Here is a 23,054-nt window from a genome sequence, read left to right as displayed (position 1 = left end):
AGCAAATGGTGGAGCATGAAGGGCAGCATCACTGGCGATAGCCTTGCCTCCAAAGACTACGTCGACACCGCCGTCGCAGCGGGGGGCGTCAACGGGCGCTATCAATTGATGTGCACAAACTATGGAGTGTATTACAATAATATTACATGTCTTAGAATGGATACCCAGACGGGAAGCGTAATTTGTAAGGATAGAAGTCAACCGGGTGGCGGCGTGCAATGGGGAAATTGCTCGATTCCGTGGTAGTTTTAGGTCATTTTGTATTTTATTTATTTCTGACAGTTCTATGTTTTTATAGAATTATAGCGGATAGTGCTGCTGGAGGCTTCACTGAAGATATTATCTGCACGCTCCGGCCTGTGGACATTGCAGGTAATTCCCTCGCGCCGGTTGTGGCCGATGGTGGGACTGTGATGATGTACCCTGCCAATTGTTCTGGCTCCGCGCAAACTGGCGATCTCGTGGTGTTCCGATCCGGCGCACACAAGATGCCGATCATCAAACAAGTGCGCGGTGTGGCGGGTGATACCTTCGCGATGCGCGGGGATGGCCGCATCATTTTGAACGGTGACGTGCTCCGCAACGCACTCGGCCAACCCTACATCCTCTCCGCTGGGCGCTCTAAAATGATCGCGCTCTATGAACGGGATTTCGATGGGGTGATTCCGCTGGATGCTTATCTCGTGCTCGGCACAATGACCGGCGGCGGGCTGGACAGCACGCGCCTCGGCCTCATCAGCCACCGCGATGTTGTGGGCGTCGTGCGCATGGGTGACGGCGCTCAGGCCGCCTCTAGCGCCAGCCCATAACGGATGAACGCGCGGTCCAGCGTGATCGGCGCAACGCCAAGGGCCATTGCCAGGTCCAGCACGTTCCCACCCGCGTCTGTCATACATTCGTATGCGCCCAGCGCTTGCTCGAACGTGAGCGCGCAGGGCCGCCCAAGCGTCTTGCCTCGGCGGCGGGCGGCTTTCAGGCCCTCAATCGTGTTCTCGGAAATAATGTCCCGCTGGAACTCCGCGAACGCGGCGAAGACGTGGAACACCATCTTGCCGCCCGGCGTGGCGGTGTTGATGCCCTCGCTGAGCGAGCAGAAATTTATGCCCTCTCCATTGAAGCGGACCAGCAGGTCGGAGAGGTGGAATACCGATCGCCCGAGACGGTCCAGCTTATACACCACCACCATGTCGCCGGGCCGGGCCGCCGATAGCAGCTCATCAAGGCCGGGGCGTTCCGCCTTCGCGCCGGATATCCCGTGATCGGAGAACACCGCGTCGCACCCGGCTTGCTCCAGCGCGTCGATCTGCATGCGGAGTTTTTGGTCGGGCATGGAGACGCGCGCGTATCCGAGCTTCCGCCCCGATCCCGCTGTCATTGTCACGGCCATCATCGGAGCCCCCCGGCGTTGACAAAAACGACGGTTTTTGTCGCATGGCGCGGCCCTGTCTCCGGACGGTTGGTGCGGGAATCTGGCTCCCGGATTTCTGCGGTTTTGAAGTGCTGCGATCTCATAGTTACGGTACATTCTCAAAGAATCAATAATGGTCATATTTGAGTCTGGCAAAATCCGCCGTCATCGCAATATCGGTGATGTGTTCATTGGCGATATATCCACAGAAAGCACGCGCAGCAGAGTTCACGAGTGCGGATGTCTTGCGCTGGAGCAAGAGTGGTCAGGAATCGTATTTGGATATATCGTTAACGATGACAGGCGTGATTGCATCACAATTGGATTCAGGGAAATCTGGCTGCATCGACCAGTGGCACCAGAAGGAACGACGGTCGGGATACGAAAAGACGCTTCGGAACATGCGAGAAAACCCGACCTATCATCCGCAGGCTGTCATTCTCTGGCTGGTCCAGCATGAGTGCGGCAAGCTCGGGAAGTAGTCGCTCCGAATGTCAGCTTGGCGCTCCGGTCGGAAGATCAAAGCTCGAGGGCTTTGCTGACGCGTCTGCCAACTCTTGTTCGGGATCGGTGATCCCAAGCTGGCGTGCACCCTGTTCGATATCGTCCTGAATCTGCTTCAACTCATCGGGGGTCGGCGGATTGTCCGGGTCTTCCATACGGTCGTGCGCAGGTCCCAGAACATCGTTCTGATAGCGCAGCAGATCTTCGACCCGTTGGCGCGCATCGCCTTCGGCTTTCCGGCGGGCCAGCAGGTCTTCGTAGCTCGGCTCCCCACCCTTCCAGACAATCGTCTCCGCATCGGGGCCGGAGACAAGCTCGCCGTCTTCGGTGCGGATGTTCCCATCGGCATCGCGGAACACGCGCGTGCCGTCCGGCAGGCGGGCGGCATTATCGAGGGTGGACTGTAGGTCGGTTTCGGTTTGGCTGAGGGCGGCGTGCGCTTCTTCCAGCGCCGCTTCGGTCGCGGTCTCCGCCGTGCGAAGCTGATCGAATGTGTCGTTATACAAGGCGCGGTATGTCGGATCGTTCAGCAGGACTTGGAGACGCGTCAGGGACGCGGTGCGGTCCCGCTCCTCTTTTTCCTTCCGGTCACGCGCGCCGACCGGCTCCTCGCCCGGATGGTCGAGACGCTTGATCCGGCCAGTTTCACGGCCCGCCGTCTCATTGGCCAGGTCGTCGTGAATCCGTCGCCGCTGTTCCGCCTCTAGCCGCGCTTCCCTGTCATGAAATTCGTCATCGTCCAATGCCATACACAATCCCCTGAATATCTTCATATTATATCAAATTGTAACTTATTCTGCAATTTTCGGCGGCATACGACCGCATGATTCGTGGAGTATTGGTGGCAATGGCGGTGAAACGGACTGAGACGATGAACCGGGTCAAATTCTGAATGAAGCGGCGTGTCAGTGGCTCAATCCGATCCGTCATTCACCGTGGGATAGCTGATTTGCGCTGCGCGCAAGCTGACCCTGACTGTCGTCAGGGAGCTTGCTCAGCCGCCGGGTGCGGCTGAGGCAGGGAGACGCTGCGCTCTCCCGTGCACCCTCACGCTGTTGGCGCTTACGCGCCAATCGGACCGTATCGCCGGTCCATCCCTCGAAACGACACCGGCGTTTCAATCCCGGCCGAGCGCTCGCCAGCCGCTCGTGATGTGACGCATCCGGGGCATCGAGCCCACGCCTGCGCCAGAGAAACGTCTTGCCGTTTCATCACGCGCGCCGACAAGTCTCATGCAGAGTGTCGTGCTGCCCCTGCAAGAATCCGATGCCTCAGTTGGGCCCCGCCGTCCCCCTAGACCCCAGGAGCACTGGGAGCACATGATGAGCATATGAGCACAAGAGTACGGTGAGCACAGGCGTCCATTGCGTAACCCGATGTACTGTATGGCCAAATCGCGTTCTCCGCGCGAGTTCCTTGTCCACTGGTGCTTCGAACGAGAGTCATTTGTTGTCTGTTCGGATCGTCAATATGTATCCTTCATGCATTTGCCAAAACATCCTGCGCGTATTAACTAATTGAAATAACGTATTTTTTTCCCAATATATCGTTCATCAGATGATGCTGCTGTCGGGCGTGGTGTCCAATCCATGTCAAGCCAGCACACCAGACAAGTGGCCACTCATTGGCACACATCACTCTGAAGGGCCGGGGGTCCACACTCCGGCCCGACCTTACAGAACGCTAGGGGGATATGATGGTTGCTGGAAACAAACTGATTGTCCGAAGCAAGAAGCGAGTCAGCAAGATTGCTCGCCAGAAGCTCACGCTGCGGGATGAATTATGGGCTGGATTGGATATCTCGCAGCTATGGGATCGGGAGAAGTCAGACGGCTGGCTCAGCGTCCCGCGCGCGATGCCGCTTCTTTTGCAGATCATGGACAGCTTGTCCAAAGGTAAACCTGTCTCCTCGACCTATCTCGAACTCTGGTGCCGCACCTACGATGACGCGTTCATTATCGCCAACAAGGAACGCGAGATGGCTTTCTTCTCGGGCTTCACCGGAGAACGCGCTGTGCGGACTTGGTCGTCGCGTATGCGCATCCTTAAGAGCCTCGGGTTCATCGACATCAAAGAGGGCCCCAGCGGACCTATCAGCTACGTGCTACTGTTGAATCCCTATCATGTGGTGCGCGCTCATTATGAGGCTGGGCATGTCAACGAGGCGTTCTTCAATTCATTGAGGCAGCGGGTGATCGAGATCGGAGCAGACGATTTAGATACGATACCGACAATAAAAAAGAAAGAAAAATGAATAAAAAATTACGATATATTATGTGATATGAGCATCAGATGGTAAGGTGTTAAACAAAATAAATATTGAATTTTAAGAGGGTAATGAACAAAAGGAAAATCTGATATGGACGAAACGAAACTGGTCACTATCCAGGACGGCATCACGCACATGGATGTTGCAGCGTTTCTTCGTGCCTATCAGATGCGGGTCGGCAACATCATGTGGTTCCTTGGAGCCGGCGCTTCTCGGGCCGCTGGGATTAAGACCGCTGGTGATATGATCTGGGATTTCAAACAGAACCTGTACCGCTCACACAAGAAGCTCCCGCCCAATGCGATCACTGACCCAGGTGATCCAGTCGTTCAGCGCAAGCTGCAACGGTACTTTGACGAGCTTCAGGATTTTCCGGCGAGTGGCGCTGCAGATGAGTACGCTCGCTTCTTCGAAGCGACCTATCCGAATGCCAAAGACCGTCAGGCCTACCTCGAACGGCTCATAAAGCTTGGAAAGCCGACCTACGGACACCTGGCACTCGCCCTCCTGATGCGTGAAGGATGCTGCCGCCTCGTCTGGACGACCAACTTCGACCGCACCGTCGAGGACGCTGCCGCTAGGATTTACGGTTCGACGAATGACCTCGTAGTGGCCGATCTCGGCGAGCCACGGAAGGCGGCCGATGCGTTCGACGCTAGGCGCTTCCCGATCTACGGCAAATTGCATGGTGACTATCACTCTGCCTCACTCAAGAACACCGATGGTGAACTCAGACATCAAGATGCCGAGATGCGCCGTGCCTTTGTCCAGGCGTGCGGCTCCAACGGGCTGGCAGTGGTCGGCTATAGTGGCCGGGACGCGTCCGTAGTGGAAGCTTTGCGGGAGGCGTTGAACGAAGGTCGAGGTTTCCCGAATGGCTTGTTCTGGTTCAAGCGCTCCGGCGAGGCGCCGTTCGAGGCGGTGACCGAACTGATCGCGGAAGCTCGTCGTCTTGGTGTAGACGCTCACCTTATCGACAATGAGACATTCGACGAGCTTCTATCTGACCTTGTTCGGTTTCTACCTGAAACTTCCGACAAGCTCCGGGATATTGACGGCGCGAAGCCGCCGCGTCTCGGCAGTGCGGCGCTAAAGCCTCCTGGCGCAATTGTTCCTTCTATCCGGACGAACGCGCTACCGGTCATCTCGCACCCTGTCATGTGTCAGTTGATAGATTGTGAGATTGGCGGATGGTCCGAAATCCAGGACGCCATCGAGAAGGCTGGAGTCGACATCGTAGCCCGGCGCACCAGAGATGGCGTCATCGCGTTTGGCCGCGATCCGCATGTCCGGGCGACCTTTGACCCCTTCGGCATCAAGAGGTTTGAAACACGCTCGATCCCTGACAAGAGCCTCGCTTATGAGAGCGAGGAACGTCGCCTTATCCGAGATGCGCTTATGCGAGCCCTGAGCAACCGTGCAGGTATCCATTTACTACGCCGCGGCTGGCGGGTTTTCGCGCTTCCTGACCCAAAAACTGTGACGCCAGCTCACTTTCAGCGCGGCAGTATCAGGCCTATCGATAGTCTGACTGGTGTGATTGGTAATACCGGGATTCGCTGGACTGAATGCTGCGAACTTCGCCTCGACTACAAACTTGACCGGCTTTGGCTCCTGTTGGACCCGCGCATTCATCGGAATATCCCTGAGCGAGCCACCGCAGAGGAGATCGACGAGTCCAAGGAATTCGTACGCTCTCGTTTGGCGGGGCGCTTCAACCCGAAGGCCAACGCTATGTTGAGCGGATGGACCAGCCTGCTTCTTGGAACTGACCGCACTGTCACCTTACGCAGTTTCGGTATATCCGACGGTATCGATGCAACCTTCGAGATGTCCACCGTCACAGGATTCAGTGGGGCGAGCCGATGACAGCGTCCCCTCAACCATTCCAACTGCCTGGCTACGCCGTTTTAGCGGAACAGGAACTACGTTTTGGGGCCGAGGATCCAAGGGCCGTAGAAGCTCATCCCCTGGAAGGATTGCTTCGGTTTGGTCCGTACTCTCGGGATAAACTCGCTGCGATCGCCGACCCCATTCGCGTCGCCATCATTGCTCCCGCTGGACAAGTAGAGCGGGTCAACGGTCTCTTGCGAGAGCTTCAACAATCCCATCAACCGCGCGAGCGGCGACCGTACCTTCGCGGCTTTCCAGGTTTCTCAAAGGTCTTCCACGTGAATATGGGGCCTGCTGGTCCTCAGGCAAACGTCGAGTTGCCCGGCGATTTGACCGAGCAAATTAAGCGAGCCGAAAAGCCTCATCTCAAGCTTGCTGAAGCGCTTCAGCACGCGCTTCGTACCCTCCGTCATCAACGCGACGCCTTCGATGTAGTCTACATTCTACTGGACAAGGCATGGGAGGTCGGTTTCTTCGGTGGCGAAACAGATGATTTCAATCTGCATGACTACGTGAAGGCTATTGCCGCCTTTGAAGGCATACCCACCCAGTTCCTAAATGAAGACCGTTCTTTGGCTTATCACTGCCGCGCCAGTGTGATGTGGCGTTTGGGTATCGCTCTTTATACAAAAGCCGGTGGAGTGCCCTGGGTTCTGGCCAACATTGATCCGGGTACGGCTTATATCGGTATCGACTACGCACTTCGACCGAACACTGACGCAGATTCAAGATTTGCAATTTGTTGCAGCCAAGTCTTCGACGCGGAAGGATCGGGCCTGGAATTTGTCGCCTATGAAGCCAGCGGTGTCCGGATGTTCGGAAAGAATCCGTTCCTCCATCGGGATCAGATGATGAAGGTTATGTCCCGCAGTCTGGCCGTCTACCAGCGCAAACATGCTGGAGCCGTCCCGTCGCGTATCGTGGTTCACAAGAACACGGAATTTAAGCCCTACGAGATTGATGGAGTTTTCGACGCCTTTCCGAATACCGAAAATATCGAACTTGTTCATGTACAACAAAACAGTGGATGGAAGGGTGTATATATAATCAAACCACAACAACCGAACGGTTACCCGTGCCTTCGTGGTAGTACATTCCAGATAGGGCAACACACATCTTTGCTATGGACACAGGGCGATCTCCCTGTCGTTAGCAATAATGGAAAGTCATACTTCAAAGAAGGAAAGGGAACGCCGGAGCCGCTAATACTGAACCGCCACGCTGGGCGCGGCTCGATGGACGATTTGTGTAAAGAGACGCTGGCGCTGACGAAGATGGACTGGAACAATGATGGCCCTTATGACCGTATGCCAGTAACGCTCAACTTTGCCGGCACGCTCGCATCTGTAGTCAAGCAGATGCCAAAGCTTGAGCCGCGCTCTTACCCGGTCCGTTTGTTCATGTAGAACACGGAGGGGACGATTTATTGGCGTCGATTGACACCTTTGTGAGCTCTCCACCACGTTGATGATCTACACGGGCCGCATGCGCTAGTGGATTGTTCGGGTCAAATGAGTCCCTGTGGGGGATTCCCCTGAGGCGGGTTTGGTGCGAGTCTGCACAGCATGCGCACCGGGATCATGTTCACGCTGTCGAGGATGACGGGGATGAACATGCAGCGCCATCGCCACCAGGAGTTCATCCGTTTCCTGAACCGGCTGGAACGCGACATTCCCGCCGGCAAGGTCGTCCACGTCATCCTCGACAACGTGTCCTCCCACAAGACGCCCGAGGTCCGGCGCTGGCTCGCCCGCCACCCGCGCTGGACCTTCCACTTCACCCCGACCTCGTCGTCATGGCTGAACGCGGTCGAGGGCTTCTTCGCCCGGCTCACCCGGCGTCGCCTGAAGCACGGCGTCTTCCACTCGGTCTGCGATCTGCAGGCCGCCATCAACCGCTTCCTGGCCGAACACAACGACGGCGAGGCAAAGCCCTTCGCATGGCGCGCCGATCCCGACGCCATCATCGCCGCGCGCAGCCGGGGGTTCCAAACGTTGGAATCAATCCACTAGCGTGAAGCAGTCAAATCGCGCGGTTGGTACGAGTGAACGACTTTACGACCACATGGCACTGAAGGGCACCGCCCACATTCCATTGCCGAAGGAGCCGGGAAACTCGCCGGTGTAGAGGACGATCCCGGTGAAGGGCCGGTCCTTGGCAAGGTTGTCACGGAACCATTCCAGATGCGTGAAATCACGCTTATTGACACTCGCGGCGGCCTTCACCTCGATCCCCAGCAGTGCGCCGTCGTCCCGCTCGATCATGAAGTCGATCTCGCGTTTCTCCCGGTCCCGGTAGTGGAACAGCTCGCAGCCGTCACCGGCGGCGTCGATCTGCGCCGAGATCTCGTTGAGAGCGAGGGTTTCAAACAGCTTGCCGACGCGATCCGCATCAAGCCGCACCTGATCGATCCGCCAGCCAAGGACGGAGGCCATCAGCCCGCAGTCGCTCATGAACAGTTTGTCCTGCTTGCCGACCCGCTCATAGTCCGTGCGTGTCCACGGGCGTACCCGCTCCGTCACATACAGCGTCTCGAGCGCGTTGATATAGGACTCCAGGGTCGGACGCCTGATCGAGAGCCCGGACCCGATGGCCGAGACATCCATCAGCTTGGAGGACCATGCCGCAAGAACCGACACCAGGTCGCGCATGGCGTCGATCCGCTGAATCCGGGCGATGTCCCGCAGGTCGCGATCGAGCAGCGCCTCGACATAGTCGCGGTGCCAGCGCCGCCGGGATCGCCCTTCAAGGCGCACGGCCTCAGGGAAGCCGCCACGGAAAGCGATCTCGATCAGTTCGTCGCGATCGAATATCGTCCAGCCGTGATCATACGATCCGGCAAAGGCCAGGTCGAGGAACCGCGGCTTGCTTTCGACAAGCTCGCCCTGTGCGAAGGGGCGCAGCCGTACCTTCGCGATACGCCCCGCCAGTGATTCCCGCACGCTGGGCAGCTCCTGGACGTTGACCGAGCCGGTCAGCAGGAATTGGCCGGGGCGATTATCCTCGTCCACGACCTTCTTGATGGCGGGCAGCAACTCGGGAACGCGCTGGATCTCGTCGATGATGAGCGTCGGGGCATCGTGCCGCACAAATCCGTGCGGGTCGCTCTCCGCAGCCTGTCTCAGGGTCTGGTCGTCGAGTGTCCGGTATTCGGCTTTGTCGGCGGCAAGGGTGCGGGCAAGCGTCGACTTGCCGCACTGGCGCGGGCCGGTGAGCAGCACGACGCGCCGCTCGGCCATCGCCGCTTTCAGGCCCGCTTCCTGCCATCGTGGATATAGCTCTGTCATTCAATGCCTCGTCTTGCGCTGTGCTAGCCTGCGGAGATCGCCGTTCTCCGGTCCGGACCCCCGCGATTTTGCAAATTTAGCGCTGACAATTTTATAAACTAAGTGCCCGCGATTTTACAAATAATCAGACCGCGATTTTATAAGTATCCTGTGGATAAGTATTCCAAAGAGGTTGCGCGCGCCCTTCGGGCCGGGCTGTCGTGAACCGAACCCCGCCAGCGGGTTTCGGCCATACGGCATCCATCCCTCGCGCAAGAGCTTAGGGGCCAGCCCCTCGGCGCACTTCGGAAGAAATAGACGGTCTCCCGAGGCTCGGCTGCGCCTGCGCCCGCCGTCGATTTCTCCCTCCGTTTGCACACCCCGTTCTCGGCGAAGGCCAAGGGTTCAAAAGCGAACCCCTAGCCCAAAGGAGACAGGGAAAATGACCACAACACTTCATGCACAGCCATACGATATTTCAGCCAGCGGTTTCTATTTCGAGACGGTGGAGCAGTACGAGGCCAAGGCGGCCAAGGCCATCAACGACTACGGTGCGAGCGTCGAGGAATTCGAAATTCAATTCATCGACGGCGAGGAGATTGATTGCGCCCTTGCCGGAGCATGGGCGCTCAATCAGGCAAACTTTGCGGCCTATCTGGACGCGGTCGGGCAATGGGACGAAGACCGCAAGCAGCGCTACATCATCGCCGTTGGCGAATGCGGTTATGACCATGAGCAAGTCGCGGACGACCCCGATGCGGGCATGGTCGATATCTACCAGATGGACACTCTGCGGGAGCTCGCCGAGGCATTCGTGGACGAAGGGCTCTTTGGGGACATCCCCGAGGCAATAGCCCGATATCTCGACTATGACGCCATCGCCCGCGACCTCGGTATGGACTACGCCGAGACAACCATTGCCGGACAACGCCTGATTTACCGCTGCGATTGAGAGGGGATTGCAGCCCCGAGCCTCCGGCCTGTTCGGAGGTTCGAGGGTGCAATTCCGCACCGCCTATTGAACGAAAGGACACTATTATGAAACTTCAACACATTGACTTGAACGACCTCAAAGCCACCCGCCTGAATGTGCGGAAAACAGGGGCCAAGGATATCGCCGACATCCTGCCCAGCATCCGCTCCCAAGGCTTGCTGCAACCGCTTCTCGTGCGCCCCAATTGCGAGGGATACGAGATCATCGCCGGACAGCGGCGCTATCACGCGCTGCGAAAGCTGGCGGACGAAGCCGGAGGCAACGGCAGCGCCCCCGTTCCCTGCCTCGTCATGGACGCGGGCGATGATGTAAAAGCCGTCGAAGCCTCTTTGGCTGAAAATCTCGCCCGCCTGCCGATGGACGAGATCGACCAGTACAAGGCGTTCGCCGCACTGGTGAAACAGGGGCGCAGCGCCGATGACATCGCCGCGCATTTCGGGATCACCGAGCGGATGGTCAGCCAGCGGCTCGCTATCGCGAATCTGATAACGCCAATCCTCAAAGCCTACCAAGGCGGCGACATCCATCCCTCCACCTTGCGCATACTGACCATGGCGACCAAGGCGCAGCAAAAGGCGTGGTGGGCGCTCTACGAGAGCGAGGACGGGCACGCCCCCGAAGGATACCGCCTGAAAAACTGGCTGTTCGGCGGGGAACAGATTCTCACCACCAGCGCTCTGTTCGACCTGTCCGCATATGACGGAGCGCTGATCTCTGACCTGTTCGGTGACGAAGTATACTTCGACGATCCCGCCAAGTTCTGGAGCTTGCAGAACACCGCCATCGCGGCGCTGCGCCAATCCTATCTCGATGACGGCTGGCAGGACGTGGCCATTCTGGAGGCCGGCGAACACTGGGCCTCATGGGAGCATGTCGATACATCCAAGGAAGATGGCGGCAGGGTCTATATCCGCATCGCCGACAATGGCGAGGTTACGGCTTATGAGGGACAACTCCCCCGCAAAGAGGCCGAGCGGCGGCTAAACGCCGACAAGGGCGGGGATACGCCCAAACCCAAGCCCGAAATCACCAAGGCCATGCAGAACTATCTGGAACTCCACCGTCACGCGGCGGTGCGGGTCTCGTTGCTGGAACACACCGACATCGCTTTGCGACTGGCGGTGGCGCAGGTCATCGCGGGGTCCGAACTTTGGGACGTGACCGCCGAGCCGCAAAAAGCCGCGACCGAGGCCATCGGGCAGAGCGTGGAGAGCGGCAAGGCCGAACAGAGCTTTGAAGAAGCCCGCAAGACGGTGCGTGGCTTGCTTGGCATAGAGGGCCACACCGACCGGACGCTGGTCACCCGCAAGGACGATTGGGACCGATCCCACGACCTCCATGAGGTGTTCGCCAAATTGCTGACACTCGACGACAACGCGGTCATGCAGGTTCTCACCTTCGTTGTCGCCGAGACGCTTCCCTCTGGCAGCGCGATGGTCGAGGCTTTGGGCAAGTTGCTCGGCACGGACATGGCGACATGCTGGTCACCGGACGAGACGTTCTTGGGTTTGCTACGCGACAAAGAGGTCATCAACACCATGCTCGGCGAAGTGGCGGGCAAGCCAATTGCCGAGGGCAACCTGACCGCCACAGCCAAAGTCCAGAAGGGGATCATTGCCGACTGCCTGACTGGCGCACGCAAATCTGCCAAGCCGGACTGGCAGCCCCGCTACATGCGCTTCCCCATGGCGGCCTACACCAAGCATGGCGGCATCCGTGCTGTGGATGATTGGAAAGCGGTCGGCAAACACTATCGCTGAGCCGCAAGTCTTCGGGGCACCGTCCGGACGCATCCGGCGTCCGGACGGCAACCCGGTCGGCACTGTTTCTCAGGCCGTTAAATCTTCATTCGTCATGCTCACAAATGCCAAGCGGATCTCCCGTGACTGCGATTACCGCTCGATGGCCAATTCGTCAGCAGTGAAAGCGTTTTCGGCTGCTGACGAATAGAGTTCGTCAAGTTTCGGGCTTAACGCGTGGATAGCAGCGATGCGCTGCACCATCGATCGGAACCACCGCCGCTCCTCCGTTGTAAGAGGTTCCCCGTTGCGGTGGTTTGCTTGCCGATATCCCAGCCACTTCTTCAGCACCGGATAGCCGCCGAGTTCATACTTCCATACGGCTTCGGGGACATTGGCGAAGAAGACGTCTTCGGCGATGTACAGATCGCCCGTGCGCTCGCCCCACATTGGCACCGGGTCCTCATCGTGGCTGAAGGGCCTTGGTACCCAACGGCCCTTGGAACCACCCCAGTAGTTCACCGTGATCTTGAGGTCTTCGGGCCGGATAGCCTTGCCATCCTGTCTTCGGAGTTGAGCTAACCGCGCCATACGCTTCTCATCCAGCACGGCTATCACCTCCTCTTGAGCATCGGAGTAGCTGTTGAGGAGACGCGCGATTCTGTCACCTGCATCGGCGATTTCCCGGACGAGCGCAGAATCCTTGGGCACGGGGAGGTGCGCCCAATCAGCGGATAAAGCGCTGCGGTGATCCGACTGATACGAAGGCGCATGGAGGATTGCTAGCGACACGCGAAACAACTGACCCACAAACTGGCGGGCGCTCGCGTCCCTGCGTTCGCCTTTGAAGCCAAAGTGAGCGCGCAGTATGCGCCATGTGGCTTCCGGCAGATTGGCGTCGAGGTCAGCGAGAAATCCTTCACCGCGCGTTTCACGCGGAATAACCACTGACCCGCGTTCATGGACGTGCAGATTTACGAGAGTCGTTGCAAACAACGGTCGCGTTTCGGAAATCTTTCGTGGCTCCGGTACCGTAATAAGGAATTCGTTATTAGAGAGGTTAACGCCGAATTCGGGTCGTGGTCTGTTGAGCCACTTATGTTGTGTTTCATAGTATATCCAGCGTTGGTCGAAGGGAAATGTAAGGAACGCTTTCAGCTTAACTTCGTCGAAGCCGCCCGCAGCTTTAAGCTCTCCCCAAACCTTCTCAGGATCGTATCCAGCATGAACCGTTGCCGCGTCGGGGCAAATCTGGGCAGCGACCTCGAAAGAGGCTGCATTCAAGTATGCCTGCATGCGCGTGCGAAGAGACTTTTCGTCGGTGTCAATGACGCTTCCATCCAAGCCTCGATTGTGGTTTACGCCCTGGAAGCGCACGGGGAACAACTCATCAAGTCCTGGCCACGCTTCGTAAGCTGGTTCCTGTTCATGGGGAGAAAGACGCCAGCGATTCTCCACCGTTGGCGCAATCGGGCTATAGGCGGGCACTTCGGCACCACCCTCAGAATCTCCACCCGATAAACTGGAGAGCAAAGCGGTGCGCTTCCAGTTCGCAAGCCCCCAGAAATCCCGATAGAAAACTGCCGTTTCGCCGGGCTTGTTCTTCGCGGCTGGTAGCTTCAACCATGTAACGATAGCCGTCCCCGGCTGAATACCACGCTGATCTGTATCGGTCGTGAAGGCGCTCTGATCTGCCGTGCCTTCGCCGGGTAAACCTTTGGGGATGACCTTGCCGGTCTTGAATTTGTCGCCGTTGAGATTGTCGATCCAAACCTTGTGGAAGTTCGTCAGCAGCGAGCGCCGCATCATTGGGTGCGAGCGCCCTGTTAGATAAGAGGAGTTGGATATGTAGGAAACGACGCCATGCTCGGCAGCCTCGCCGATACGTTGCTCGGCGAGACGCAAAAATCGGACATAGAGATCGTCGAGGAGCTGCTTGCGTACGCCAAACTCCTTGTACAGAAGGCTTTGACCGCGCTGCTTCTTTTTCGGACGACCGAAATTATCGAGCTTGATCTGGCCGTCTCTTCCGCGCTCCTCGACCAACTCGATGCCCTTGTACTGGGCCACCAACTCGGCCTCTTCAGCTTGGGCCGCTCCAGCAAACCGATCGTAAGGCGGATTGCCAAGCACCACGATGATCTTCGCCGAGTGTTTAAACGCTTGGGAGGCATCGAACTCCTGCTGCATTTCCGGGAAATTGATCCTGAATTCACCGTGATCGTGCCAGCCCGTCAGAGCGTTTGTGAGAAAGATCGAAAGCCGGTGTCCTGCTGGAAGCGTCACGCCCAGCTCAGCGAGAAGGATGTACAGCTGTAACTGCGAGATGGCGAAGGGGGCGGTCAGAATCTCAAAGCCAATGATCCGTTCTTCGAAGGCTTTGAGTAACTCCAGGCCGACAACATCTTCATCACCTTCGCGACGGAGTTCCTCGGCGATACAGCGAGCTGTTTCCAGTAAATATGCGCCTGTCCCGCAACAGGGATCGAGTACGACCACCGCCGGGTCGGCCAGGCCTCGCGGCCGGTTGAGGTCGCTCTTGAGGATGTGATGAACGCGCCGAACCTGATAGCGCACAATCTCAGGCGGCGTGTACCAGACCCCTAACTCTTCCCGAAGTTGCGGGTCGTATGCTTCGAGGAACGGTTCATAAAAGTATGTGATCGCTGCAACGGCGGGATTCTCATCGTCGACTGTCGGAAAACTCATCCGGTTGCTGAAGAGCTCGCGGTCCACGCGGTTCAGCGTGGCGACAGCGCGCTCTAGGTGCGTTGCGAGTTGTAACTCGCGTAAATAGTGTGGGTGCCGGATATCGTAGAAGAGCTGCTCCAGGAACGGAATGCGCAGATGGGACTGCGCTTTTTCCAGATCGAATGGCTCCTCATCCTCGGTTCGCTGCCAGAGAACCCATGCCGCAAAAAGGCTGTAGAACGCCGTCTGAATGAGGCTGGACCGGAAGAACCGGTCACCCTTTTCATCGCCGATGTTGAAGGACAGGCCGAGAGCCTGCCTATAGTCATCTAGCAACGGTGCAATTGGAGCAAGATCGTCTGGTAAAGCATCTTTGGAATCCCGAGCCTGCCTTGCTAATACTTTGGCAAGGTCTGCCGGATCAGCAATCGGAGCGTAGTCAGTAATCGAGCGCGTAACGAGTTCGATAAGCGAATAAACTGCATCGTCATCGACGTGAAATGACCCGCTCTTGCCAGACGCGTTCTCCCACAAATCAACGTTGGTGATCAGCTCTCGCTGGTCCGGAGGAACCGGCGTGCCAGCAACCCGAGTATAGGTTGGCGCGCAAGTGAGCAGGCCGAATCCGCGAACATTGGTGATCAGCACGACTCCGGTTCGAGCAAGATAGCGCCCGATCTGATTATCCCGTTCTGTCGAGACAGCAATCTCTTCCAGGGCAACATCCGGCTTCTTCACCTCGCCAAAGACACCGACGAACAGGGCGGCGTCAGCGAATACAAAATCTGGCCGGTCCGTTCCCCGCGTTTTGGCTTCTGACGTGCCAGTGCGGACTTCAAAGGGCAGGCCCTGTGCGTGCAGAACGAGAGCCAGGAGGTCGCGGATCGCGGGATAAAACGTCTCTTCAGTCGTTGTGCCGAGCCTACTGAGGCGGCGCGTTTCAGTGACGTATTGCGCCGCGCTAACAACAACCGGACTTGCTGACAGGGCCATGCGAGGGATGCTTTCAACTCGGTTGCAAACGGCTTATCCACAATTGGGGCCTGCGGCCCCATTGCCGTCAAGGCCTAGCCCCTCGGGCGTAAATCGGGGACCTTCAACCTTGCCGGAATGTCCATTCAGCATCCCCTCAGATACGTGCTTGCGCCGAGGCCATAGGCGGCGGGCAGTTCCCTGGATTTTGTCGCATCCGCGCCAAGTCACTGCGACAAAATGTGGGCCGCGCTACCTTTGCGGGCCAGGCTCAGATTGCACGGTTGTCTATGCCGTAGAGACGCTGCGCGGATTGGCAGAGCAGTTTGTGGATGACGGTCTATCCGGCGACATCCCCGCGGGCCTCCAATTTTACATCGATTATGGCGCCATCGCGCGAGCTCTCGGTATGGATTACGCCGAAATCAGAATCGCCGGTCAGCGGCTGATATAACGCTGCCGGTAACTTTCACTCACACGACGGCCATTGCCGACTCATATCATTCGTGGAAAGAGCGACGAGCCGCGCCCAGTGGCTGCCCTTGCTTTAGACATGGCAGAAAAGTACGCTCGCGGGCGCCTGTGCGCATTCCAATGCCGCCGCGTTCACTCCCGCTGGAGCAGCAATTATGATGGGCAGCATTGAGCGCGCTGTTAGCCGCGAACTACGGGCACATCACCGTCATAATTCATCGTTCCGATCGCTTTCAGGCCGCCAGGGCTACGCTCTCTATCGTCTATTCAACGGAATACGGTGGACGGCATTGCCGTTCGGATTCTTTTTTATAGCCGTTGCGGCATGCTTCAGTTTGATCTTTATCAAAACTGTCGATTTAGACGAACATCAGGCCAACTTGATCCAAGACGCGGTCGGCTATCTGTTAGCGGCTCAGGTGACATTATTTGCGGTCGCGATCCCAATCATTATTGCCGGTGCCCAACTTCTTCTCGATGGCCGATCTGCAAAAGGCCGGGAACTGGACTTGGCTGTACTCCTGGAGTTTGGGAGACCGCGAGAAATCGCCTGGAGTTCACTTTTTCTCACTGCAGTCCTAATTGCTATGCTCGTGTGGCCGCACGAAATCGTGCTCGGATCGCAGCTAAGCGGGGCGCGCCCCTATATCCTGAGCGGAGCGATCTTATGGTTTCTGGCGAATTTGGCCGGATACCTTGTGCTCGTTTGCACCGCGATCGATCTGGTATCCCGCCGAGGCCGTATTCGGCTGCGAAAAACGTTGGTTGCCTGGGTTGGTTTTGAGGAGGAGGTAGGCAAACGAATTCGTTTTCGTATTTGGCACGAGTTCCGAGAGGAACTCTCCAGGTACGGCCTTGCATTAACGACGGTACAAGAGCTTCCGCAAGACTATCAATGGTTCGGGTTTTCGGTCCACGGCACTGTAGAAGATGTTCGGACTGTAATGCTTCGAGCAGCACTTCGCTGGCTTCGTTTTCGTAGCGGCGCTGTATCGAGAATAGTGGGAATAGGATTTTATTTGAAGGCCGAACACAAGCCAGGGCGACAGTTTGCTGTTTATGAACGTCCCGACTTGATCGGTCGACTATTGTTGCGAGCGTCTTTGAAAATTAGCCGCCGTACATCGAGCGTAGTGGACCGTTTTCAGCCTAGTGACGTACTTGACGCGCTTGGATCGGATGTCGAGCACCAGATTCTTACGGGGACGCCGACCGACGCCCGCGCGGAGTACGATGAGCTATTGGACATGTTCCACGCGCTCTTGGCGGCCTCGGCAAAGGAGGACGGAAACTACGCAACCGAAGTACCATTGATGTCGCTGCTACGCCATTGGGCGCGCCCCGTATACTCGGTCAGTTGGGCAGCAGGAGCCGCATTGAGCAAATCACATGAGTTCGCGGCTTCTATCTCAGATAGTCTTGCAAGGGTCTGCAATCGTTCAATAAGGGCCGGGCTTTCGCCGGAGGTTGCTCAGACTTTTGCAGAGGCGCTTGGCCTGTTGCAGTACGTTGCGTCGCGAAAATCAAAAGAAGACGGAAGATTGGATTCGGCGAGCTATAGGGAGTTCCTGCGGCATAGTCAAAGGGCCACCGGTAATTTAGTTCACGGTGTCGACCGACTACCGGAAAGTGAAGGTCTGTGGTCAAAGTTCCAGAATCATGCGGAGATGCGATTGGCACTCACTAAGCAATTGGCTCAAAATATCGGATACGTAGCATGGATTGGTGATCTGTTTGCTTTTGAACGATATGGCGTTGTATTTCTGGATTTTGCACGGCAGCTTGGTCCAGCGAGTGTTCGAAGAAACTGGTCTCGGTTGCCCATAGACCTATGGAAATGGAGTGAATCGGAAATTACGGATGTGATGCCTGCTGGAGAAACCCTCGAAACTATCGCTGTTGATTGGAATCGGCAAAACTCACTTGATCATTTGCTTTTATTTCAACTGATATGGGCGCAGTGGTTCGCAGAGGGGGTGCGAGTTGATGACGAATGGGTAGCCTTGCTGACTAAACTAATTGGCGCAGTGCGGCGGGAATCACCTGATATTGAACATTATTCATTCTCATTCGGTCCGTTTCTTCAGCGCTTTATCATTGTTTGCGAGGCGAACTCTCGCGGCCATGACGAGTTACTCAATGAATTCGTCCACGATGTTGATAGAATACGCGATTCTGACAAGGAGGGCGGATTCTATTATTCCGACGCGATTAATTTCGTAGAAGACTTGGTGCCGGGTGTTGTGATCTATGCGTTGCTTTCTTTCAATTCATGTGAAATGCCGGGAACAGAGCGCCAGATGGTCAATTTCAGGGACCATGAGCTAATGGAAACTGAAAATGCTCGGCGAATTCTCTGGAAAATGTATGATATTTCATCCAACCTTCCGGATAACCTTGTGCAGGTCATGGAGCGGCATTTTTCGGACTGGACCGAACGCTTAGCAGCTCTTCAAGAGTCGTTCGAGCGATGTGCTGAGTTGTTTGGTGACCGGCCAACACAGGAGTCGGTCTAAGAACCGTGCTCAAGCCTGAGTGCTGATTGTTATAGGCGGACACTCGCATTCGTGTTCAAACTTCCGGCCCGTCCCTACCGTAGTCCATTTGCATATCGTTGTAGGCGCTGAAATCCCGTTCGATGCGGCGGCGCTCGTGCGTAAACTCCCTTCTCAGTTGCATCCGGAACAGATCGACATGACGGCGCTGTTCGAGGTGCCGCTGGATCAACGCGTCGCATTCTTGCTGATCGCGCCGCAGGGATTCCAATGCCTCGCGCTCGTTGAGGGTGCGGATGCGCCTGTTTTGGCCCCGCAAGGTGTCCCAGAGGCCCCGGAAACCGGTCCTGAAGCGCAATTGCCGGGCGCGGACCTCGTTCTCCCGGCGCTCTTCCTGCCGTCGTTCGATCGACTGCCGTTCAAGCCGCTGACGGCGGACCAGTTCGGCTTTCCGGCGCTCGAATTCCTCCGACTTCCGATCTGCCGTATCCTCGATCTCGCCCTTGAAGCGCCGGAGGTTGGAGAGCATCAGGGCGGCGGTCATGGCCTTCGCCTCGCCGACCGTGAGGAAGCGTTCGGGCTTGTCGCGTTCGCTGCCGGTCTTTTCCCGCACGTCCTTTATCCGCAGACCCAGCATCTTGGGCACTGAGTAGACCTCGCCGAACATGTCGACACAGACGAGGCCCGCCCGGTCGCCCTTGGCCAGCTTCATCCCGCGCTCTTGCAACGCCGCCTCGAATGCGGCCTTGGAATCCGAAACCGCCCAGGCCGTCTGAATGGCACTGCGGGCCGTGCGTGGATCGCGCCCGTGCTTCCTGGCTTGATGATATTCCTTGAGCGTGAAGCTTCTGGGATCGCGGTTTTCCCGGTCCAACAGGCCGTCAGGCACCTTCCAGCCGTGACGTAAGAACAGCTCGCGGGTGAGGGGTTGCAATGCCATCCGGTCACCCCGTAGCCGCACCGCCTTCATCGCCCGCGCGTCGATCAGTGACCAGACGGCATGCGCGTGCCTGCGCCCATTCTTCTCGTGGAACACGATGGCGCGGGGCTGGCCGGTAAGCTTCAGCACTTTCTCAGCCTTCTCGACAGCTTCAAGTATCGCCGCCATGCTGGCCGTCTCTCCGGGCGGCGGGTTGACCGAAAGCGAGTAGAGGAACTTCTGGCACTTGGTCCCCCGGCTGATCGCATATGTCTCGTTCAGCGCGCCCATGAGATCGCTCGCCACGAAGCCGCGTAGCTCGTGAACCTGCACATGGTCGTTCTCTTCCTTCATCAGGTGCGCCGCCAAGTCCTTGGCACCGCCTCGCCGGTTCCCCTTGAGAATCATCGTGCCTGGACCCCCAGCGCCTCGATCAGGCGCGTCCGCATATCCTGGACGGCTTCGCAGGCTACCCGGACCTCGGCTTCCACGTCCGGCGTGACGGGCAACGCGCCGATCCTCGCCGCCTTGGCGATCTCAGCCAGGTTCGCGGCGATTTCCGATTGTCCCAGACCACCCAGCATCTTGCCGATCATGGCCAGTTCGGCAGACGGGGACGTGGCCTTACGCGTGTAGGGCTTCCGGTGAGGAGCTATCTCGCCTTCGCCAAACAGCGTCAGGCGGATATACGCCGCCATGGTTAGTACCCCGGCGTCGTGCTTGAGGCGGTCGTATTCGGCCTGACTGAGTCGCACCGTCACCGGCGGCGGCCCCTTGCGCTTGCGCGGAGGCTCCGCAGTTTTTCGGAATGCGTGGATGTAGGAGGAGCCGCTCATGGTGTCGGCTCCTCAAATTCATTCCCATCTTGCGCCGGTTCCGGATGCCCCAAGTGTTTAAGTTGATGCTCCCAATCGCTTAATGTCTGGAATAGTTCGTTCAACTCCCCTCCGCTAAGGGGCACCACATCTCTCTCCGATACATCCAGAAAATGACGGTGACCTCCCCCTTGGGGGCACGCCCGACCGTGCGCGCCAATTGGTCCCGCCATGGACCGCGTACAGCCTCTTGGGCGCGTCCGGTCCGCCGTGTAAGGTCTGCGCCCACATGCGGGCCGACGGGAGCTGGGAATGGCGGAAGATCTCAAAGACGCTGCACTCTACTATCACGAGACGCCGGTGCCCGGGAAAATGGCCGTCGTGCCGACCAAGCCCATGGCGACGCAGCGGGATCTGTCGCTGGCCTATTCCCCCGGCGTGGCCTATGCCTGCACCGCCATCGCCGAGGACCCGAGCACGGCCGCGCGCTATACCGGCCGCCAGAATCTGGTCGGCGTGGTGACCAACGGTACCGCCGTGCTGGGTCTCGGCAATATCGGGCCGCTCGCCTCCAAGCCGGTGATGGAGGGCAAGGCCGCCCTGTTCAAGAAATTCGCCGATATCGACGTATTCGACATCGAGGTGGCGGAGCTGGACGTCGACCGGTTCGTCGAGGTCGTCGCCGCCCTGGAGCCGACCTTCGGCGGCATCAACCTGGAAGACATCAAGGCACCGGAATGCTTCGAGATCGAACGCAAGCTGCGCCAGCGCATGAACATCCCGGTGTTCCATGACGACCAGCACGGCACCGCGATCTGCGTCGGGGCGGCGATCTTCAACGCCCTGCGGCTGGTCGAGAAGCCGATGGAGACGGTGCGGCTCGTCACCTCGGGGGCGGGGGCGGCGGCCATGGCCTGCATCGACCTGCTGGTGGCGATGGGGCTCAAGACCGAGAACGTGATCATCACCGATATCGACGGCGTGGTGTATACCGGCCGCTCCCAGATGAACCCGGTCATCGCCCGCTACGCCACCGACACGCCGATGCGCACCCTGGCCGAGGCGGTGGACGGAGCGGACATCTTCCTCGGCCTGTCGGCGCCCGGCGTGCTGAAGCCGGAGATGGTCAAGACGATGGCCGACCGGCCGATCATCATGGCGCTGGCCAACCCGACGCCGGAGATCATGCCGGAGGAGGCCAAGGCGGTGCGCGACGACGCGATCATCGCCACCGGCCGCTCGGACTATCCGAACCAGGTCAACAACGTCCTCTGCTTCCCGTTCATCTTCCGCGGCGCGCTCGACGTGGGGGCGACGACGATCAACGAGGAGATGAAGATCGCCGCGGTGACGGCCATCGCCGATCTGGCGATGCAGGAGGCCTCCGACATCGTCGCCACCGCCTATAGCGGCCAGGAGCTCTCGTTCGGGCCGGAATACCTGATCCCCAAGCCGTTCGACCCGCGCCTGATCATGGAGATCGCCCCGCGCGTCGCCCAGGCGGCGATGGACAGCGGCGTGGCCGTCCGGCCGATCGAGGATTTCGACGCCTACCGCCAGAAGCTGTCGCAGTTCGTCTACCGCTCCGGCCAGGTGATGCGGCCGATCTTCTCCAAGGCCCGCGAGGAGCCGAAGCGCGTGGTCTTCGCCGAGGGCGAGGAGGAACGGGTACTGCGCGCTGTGCAGTCCGTGCTGGACGAGAAGCTGGCCAAGCCGATCCTGATCGGCCGTCCGGACGTGATCGAGCGGCGACTCGACCGGTTCGGCCTGCGCCTGAAGGTCGGCCGCGACGTCGAGGTGGTCGATCCCAGCAACGACGAGCGCTACGAGCTGTACTGGCGCACCTATCACGGCCTGATGGAGCGCCGGGGCGTGTCGCCGGACCGGGCGCGCGAGGTGGTGCGCACCAACGACACGGTCATCGCCGCGCTGATGATGCAGCTCGGCGACGCTGACGCGGCGATCTGCGGCACGGTGGGCCGGTACTGGGACCATCTGAGGCATATCCGCCAGGTCATCGGCACGCGCCGCGGGGTGAACGAGCTGTCGGCGGTCAGCCTGCTGATCCTGCCTCAGGGCTCCTACTTCATGGTCGACACCCATGTGACGACGGACCCGAGCGCCGATGCGCTGGTGGAGATGGTGGAACTGGCGGCGATCGAGGTGCGGGCCTTCGGCCTGGAGCCCAAGGTCGCCTTCGTCTCCCATTCCCATTTCGGATCCTCCGACGAGCCGTCGGCGCAGAAGATGCGCCAGGCGGTCGCCAAGCTGGCGGCGAAGCATCCGGGCCTGGAGGTCGAGGGCGAAATGCACGCCGACAGCGCGATCTCCGAAGTGGTGCGGAACCGGACCTTCCCGAACTCGCGGCTGCAGGGCGCGGCGAACCTTCTGGTCATGCCGACGTTGGACTCAGCGAACGTGGCGTTTAACCTGATGAAATCGACAGGGCAGGGACTTTCGGTAGGCCCGATGCTGGTCGGAACCGCCAAGCCGATGCATATCCTTACCCAGTCGGTGACCGTGCGCGGCATCATCAACATGACCGCCGTCGCCGTCGTCGACGCCCAGGCCCATGAAGTGGCGCGCCGTAAGCCGGTGCGCTAAAAAGCGGTGAT

The 23,054-nt window shown here is 58.5% G+C and carries 15 protein-coding genes and 1 pseudogene; 10 read left to right on the top strand and 6 right to left on the bottom strand.

Annotated elements, in window-relative coordinates:
• The coding region (locus BLS34_RS26255) for a hypothetical protein (RefSeq protein WP_215906168.1) at positions 1-246 on the top strand (246 nt) is incomplete at its 5' end.
• Complete coding sequence (lepB, locus tag BLS34_RS19585; RefSeq protein WP_093153044.1) at positions 219-809, top strand: signal peptidase I; 591 nt, start codon at positions 219-221, stop codon at positions 807-809. The genes BLS34_RS26255 and lepB, both read left to right, overlap by 28 nt.
• Here lepB and BLS34_RS19580 read toward each other — a convergent pair.
• Together BLS34_RS19580 and BLS34_RS19575 are read right to left on the bottom strand one after the other, a co-directional pair.
• The gene (locus BLS34_RS19580; RefSeq protein WP_215906167.1) at positions 782-1,390 is read right to left on the bottom strand and encodes a recombinase family protein; all 609 of its coding nucleotides are present in this window, start codon (positions 1,388-1,390) and stop codon (positions 782-784) included. The genes lepB and BLS34_RS19580 overlap by 28 nt on opposite strands.
• A 512-nt stretch (positions 1,391-1,902) precedes the next feature.
• Complete coding sequence (locus BLS34_RS19575) at positions 1,903-2,661, bottom strand: hypothetical protein (protein WP_139189402.1); 759 nt, start codon at positions 2,659-2,661, stop codon at positions 1,903-1,905.
• A 947-nt stretch (positions 2,662-3,608) separates the two neighbouring features.
• On the opposite strand from BLS34_RS19575, the gene BLS34_RS19570 reads away from it, so the two are divergent.
• From BLS34_RS19570 to BLS34_RS19555, 4 genes and pseudogenes are all read left to right on the top strand, one after another.
• Positions 3,609-4,166: a hypothetical protein gene (locus BLS34_RS19570; protein ID WP_093153039.1), complete on the top strand. Its 558-nt coding sequence runs from the start codon at positions 3,609-3,611 to the stop codon at positions 4,164-4,166.
• 105 nt (positions 4,167-4,271) lie between these two features.
• A complete protein-coding gene (locus BLS34_RS19565) occupies positions 4,272-6,050 on the top strand; it encodes an SIR2 family protein (RefSeq protein WP_093153036.1) in 1,779 nt (592 codons plus the stop codon).
• Complete coding sequence (locus BLS34_RS19560; protein WP_215906166.1) at positions 6,047-7,480, top strand: argonaute/piwi family protein; 1,434 nt, start codon at positions 6,047-6,049, stop codon at positions 7,478-7,480. The genes BLS34_RS19565 and BLS34_RS19560 overlap by 4 nt, the downstream gene beginning before the upstream one ends.
• Before the next feature lie 198 nt (positions 7,481-7,678).
• Positions 7,679-8,086 (top strand): annotated as a pseudogene (locus tag BLS34_RS19555) (IS630 family transposase); the annotation flags it as partial.
• A 42-nt stretch (positions 8,087-8,128) separates the two neighbouring features.
• Here BLS34_RS19555 and BLS34_RS19550 read toward each other — a convergent pair.
• Positions 8,129-9,361, bottom strand: a complete 1,233-nt coding sequence (locus tag BLS34_RS19550) for an ATP-binding protein (RefSeq protein WP_093153033.1) — start codon at positions 9,359-9,361, stop codon at positions 8,129-8,131.
• 421 nt (positions 9,362-9,782) lie between these two features.
• Between BLS34_RS19550 and BLS34_RS19545 the strand changes: the two genes are divergently transcribed.
• Both BLS34_RS19545 and BLS34_RS19540 read left to right on the top strand, forming a co-directional pair.
• On the top strand, positions 9,783-10,292 hold the full coding sequence (locus tag BLS34_RS19545) for an antirestriction protein ArdA (RefSeq protein WP_093153030.1): 510 nt from the start codon (positions 9,783-9,785) through the stop codon (positions 10,290-10,292).
• An 86-nt stretch (positions 10,293-10,378) separates the two neighbouring features.
• Positions 10,379-12,094 (top strand): ParB/RepB/Spo0J family partition protein, encoded by a 1,716-nt coding sequence (locus BLS34_RS19540; RefSeq protein WP_093153027.1) that lies wholly within the window; start codon positions 10,379-10,381, stop codon positions 12,092-12,094.
• A gap of 132 nt (positions 12,095-12,226) precedes the next feature.
• Here BLS34_RS19540 and BLS34_RS19535 read toward each other — a convergent pair whose 3' ends face one another.
• Positions 12,227-15,757 (bottom strand): type ISP restriction/modification enzyme, encoded by a 3,531-nt coding sequence (locus BLS34_RS19535; protein WP_093153025.1) that lies wholly within the window; start codon positions 15,755-15,757, stop codon positions 12,227-12,229.
• Positions 15,758-16,365: 608 nt separating this feature from the next.
• On the opposite strand from BLS34_RS19535, the gene BLS34_RS25580 reads away from it, so the two are divergent.
• On the top strand, positions 16,366-18,726 hold the full coding sequence (locus tag BLS34_RS25580) for a hypothetical protein (protein ID WP_139189401.1): 2,361 nt from the start codon (positions 16,366-16,368) through the stop codon (positions 18,724-18,726).
• A 55-nt stretch (positions 18,727-18,781) separates the two neighbouring features.
• On the opposite strand, the gene BLS34_RS19530 is transcribed toward BLS34_RS25580, so the two are convergent.
• Together BLS34_RS19530 and BLS34_RS19525 are read right to left on the bottom strand one after the other, a co-directional pair.
• Positions 18,782-20,032: a relaxase/mobilization nuclease domain-containing protein gene (locus BLS34_RS19530; protein WP_093153022.1), complete on the bottom strand. Its 1,251-nt coding sequence runs from the start codon at positions 20,030-20,032 to the stop codon at positions 18,782-18,784.
• Entirely contained in the window at positions 20,029-20,460 is a 432-nt protein-coding gene (locus BLS34_RS19525) for a hypothetical protein (RefSeq protein ID WP_093153019.1), read from the bottom strand. The genes BLS34_RS19530 and BLS34_RS19525 overlap by 4 nt, the downstream gene beginning before the upstream one ends.
• A 291-nt stretch (positions 20,461-20,751) precedes the next feature.
• On the opposite strand from BLS34_RS19525, the gene BLS34_RS19520 reads away from it, so the two are divergent.
• Positions 20,752-23,043 carry an NADP-dependent malic enzyme gene (locus BLS34_RS19520; protein ID WP_028795077.1) on the top strand — a complete coding sequence of 764 codons (2,292 nt, stop codon included), beginning with the start codon at positions 20,752-20,754 and terminating at the stop codon, positions 23,041-23,043.
• Positions 23,044-23,054: the final 11 nt, after the last annotated feature.

Source organism: Thalassobaculum litoreum DSM 18839, assembly GCF_900102465.1.
Lineage (GTDB): Bacteria > Pseudomonadota > Alphaproteobacteria > Thalassobaculales > Thalassobaculaceae > Thalassobaculum > Thalassobaculum litoreum.
The sequence above is the reverse complement of the archived record's forward strand: the minus strand, read 5'-3'. Positions and strand labels throughout refer to the sequence as shown.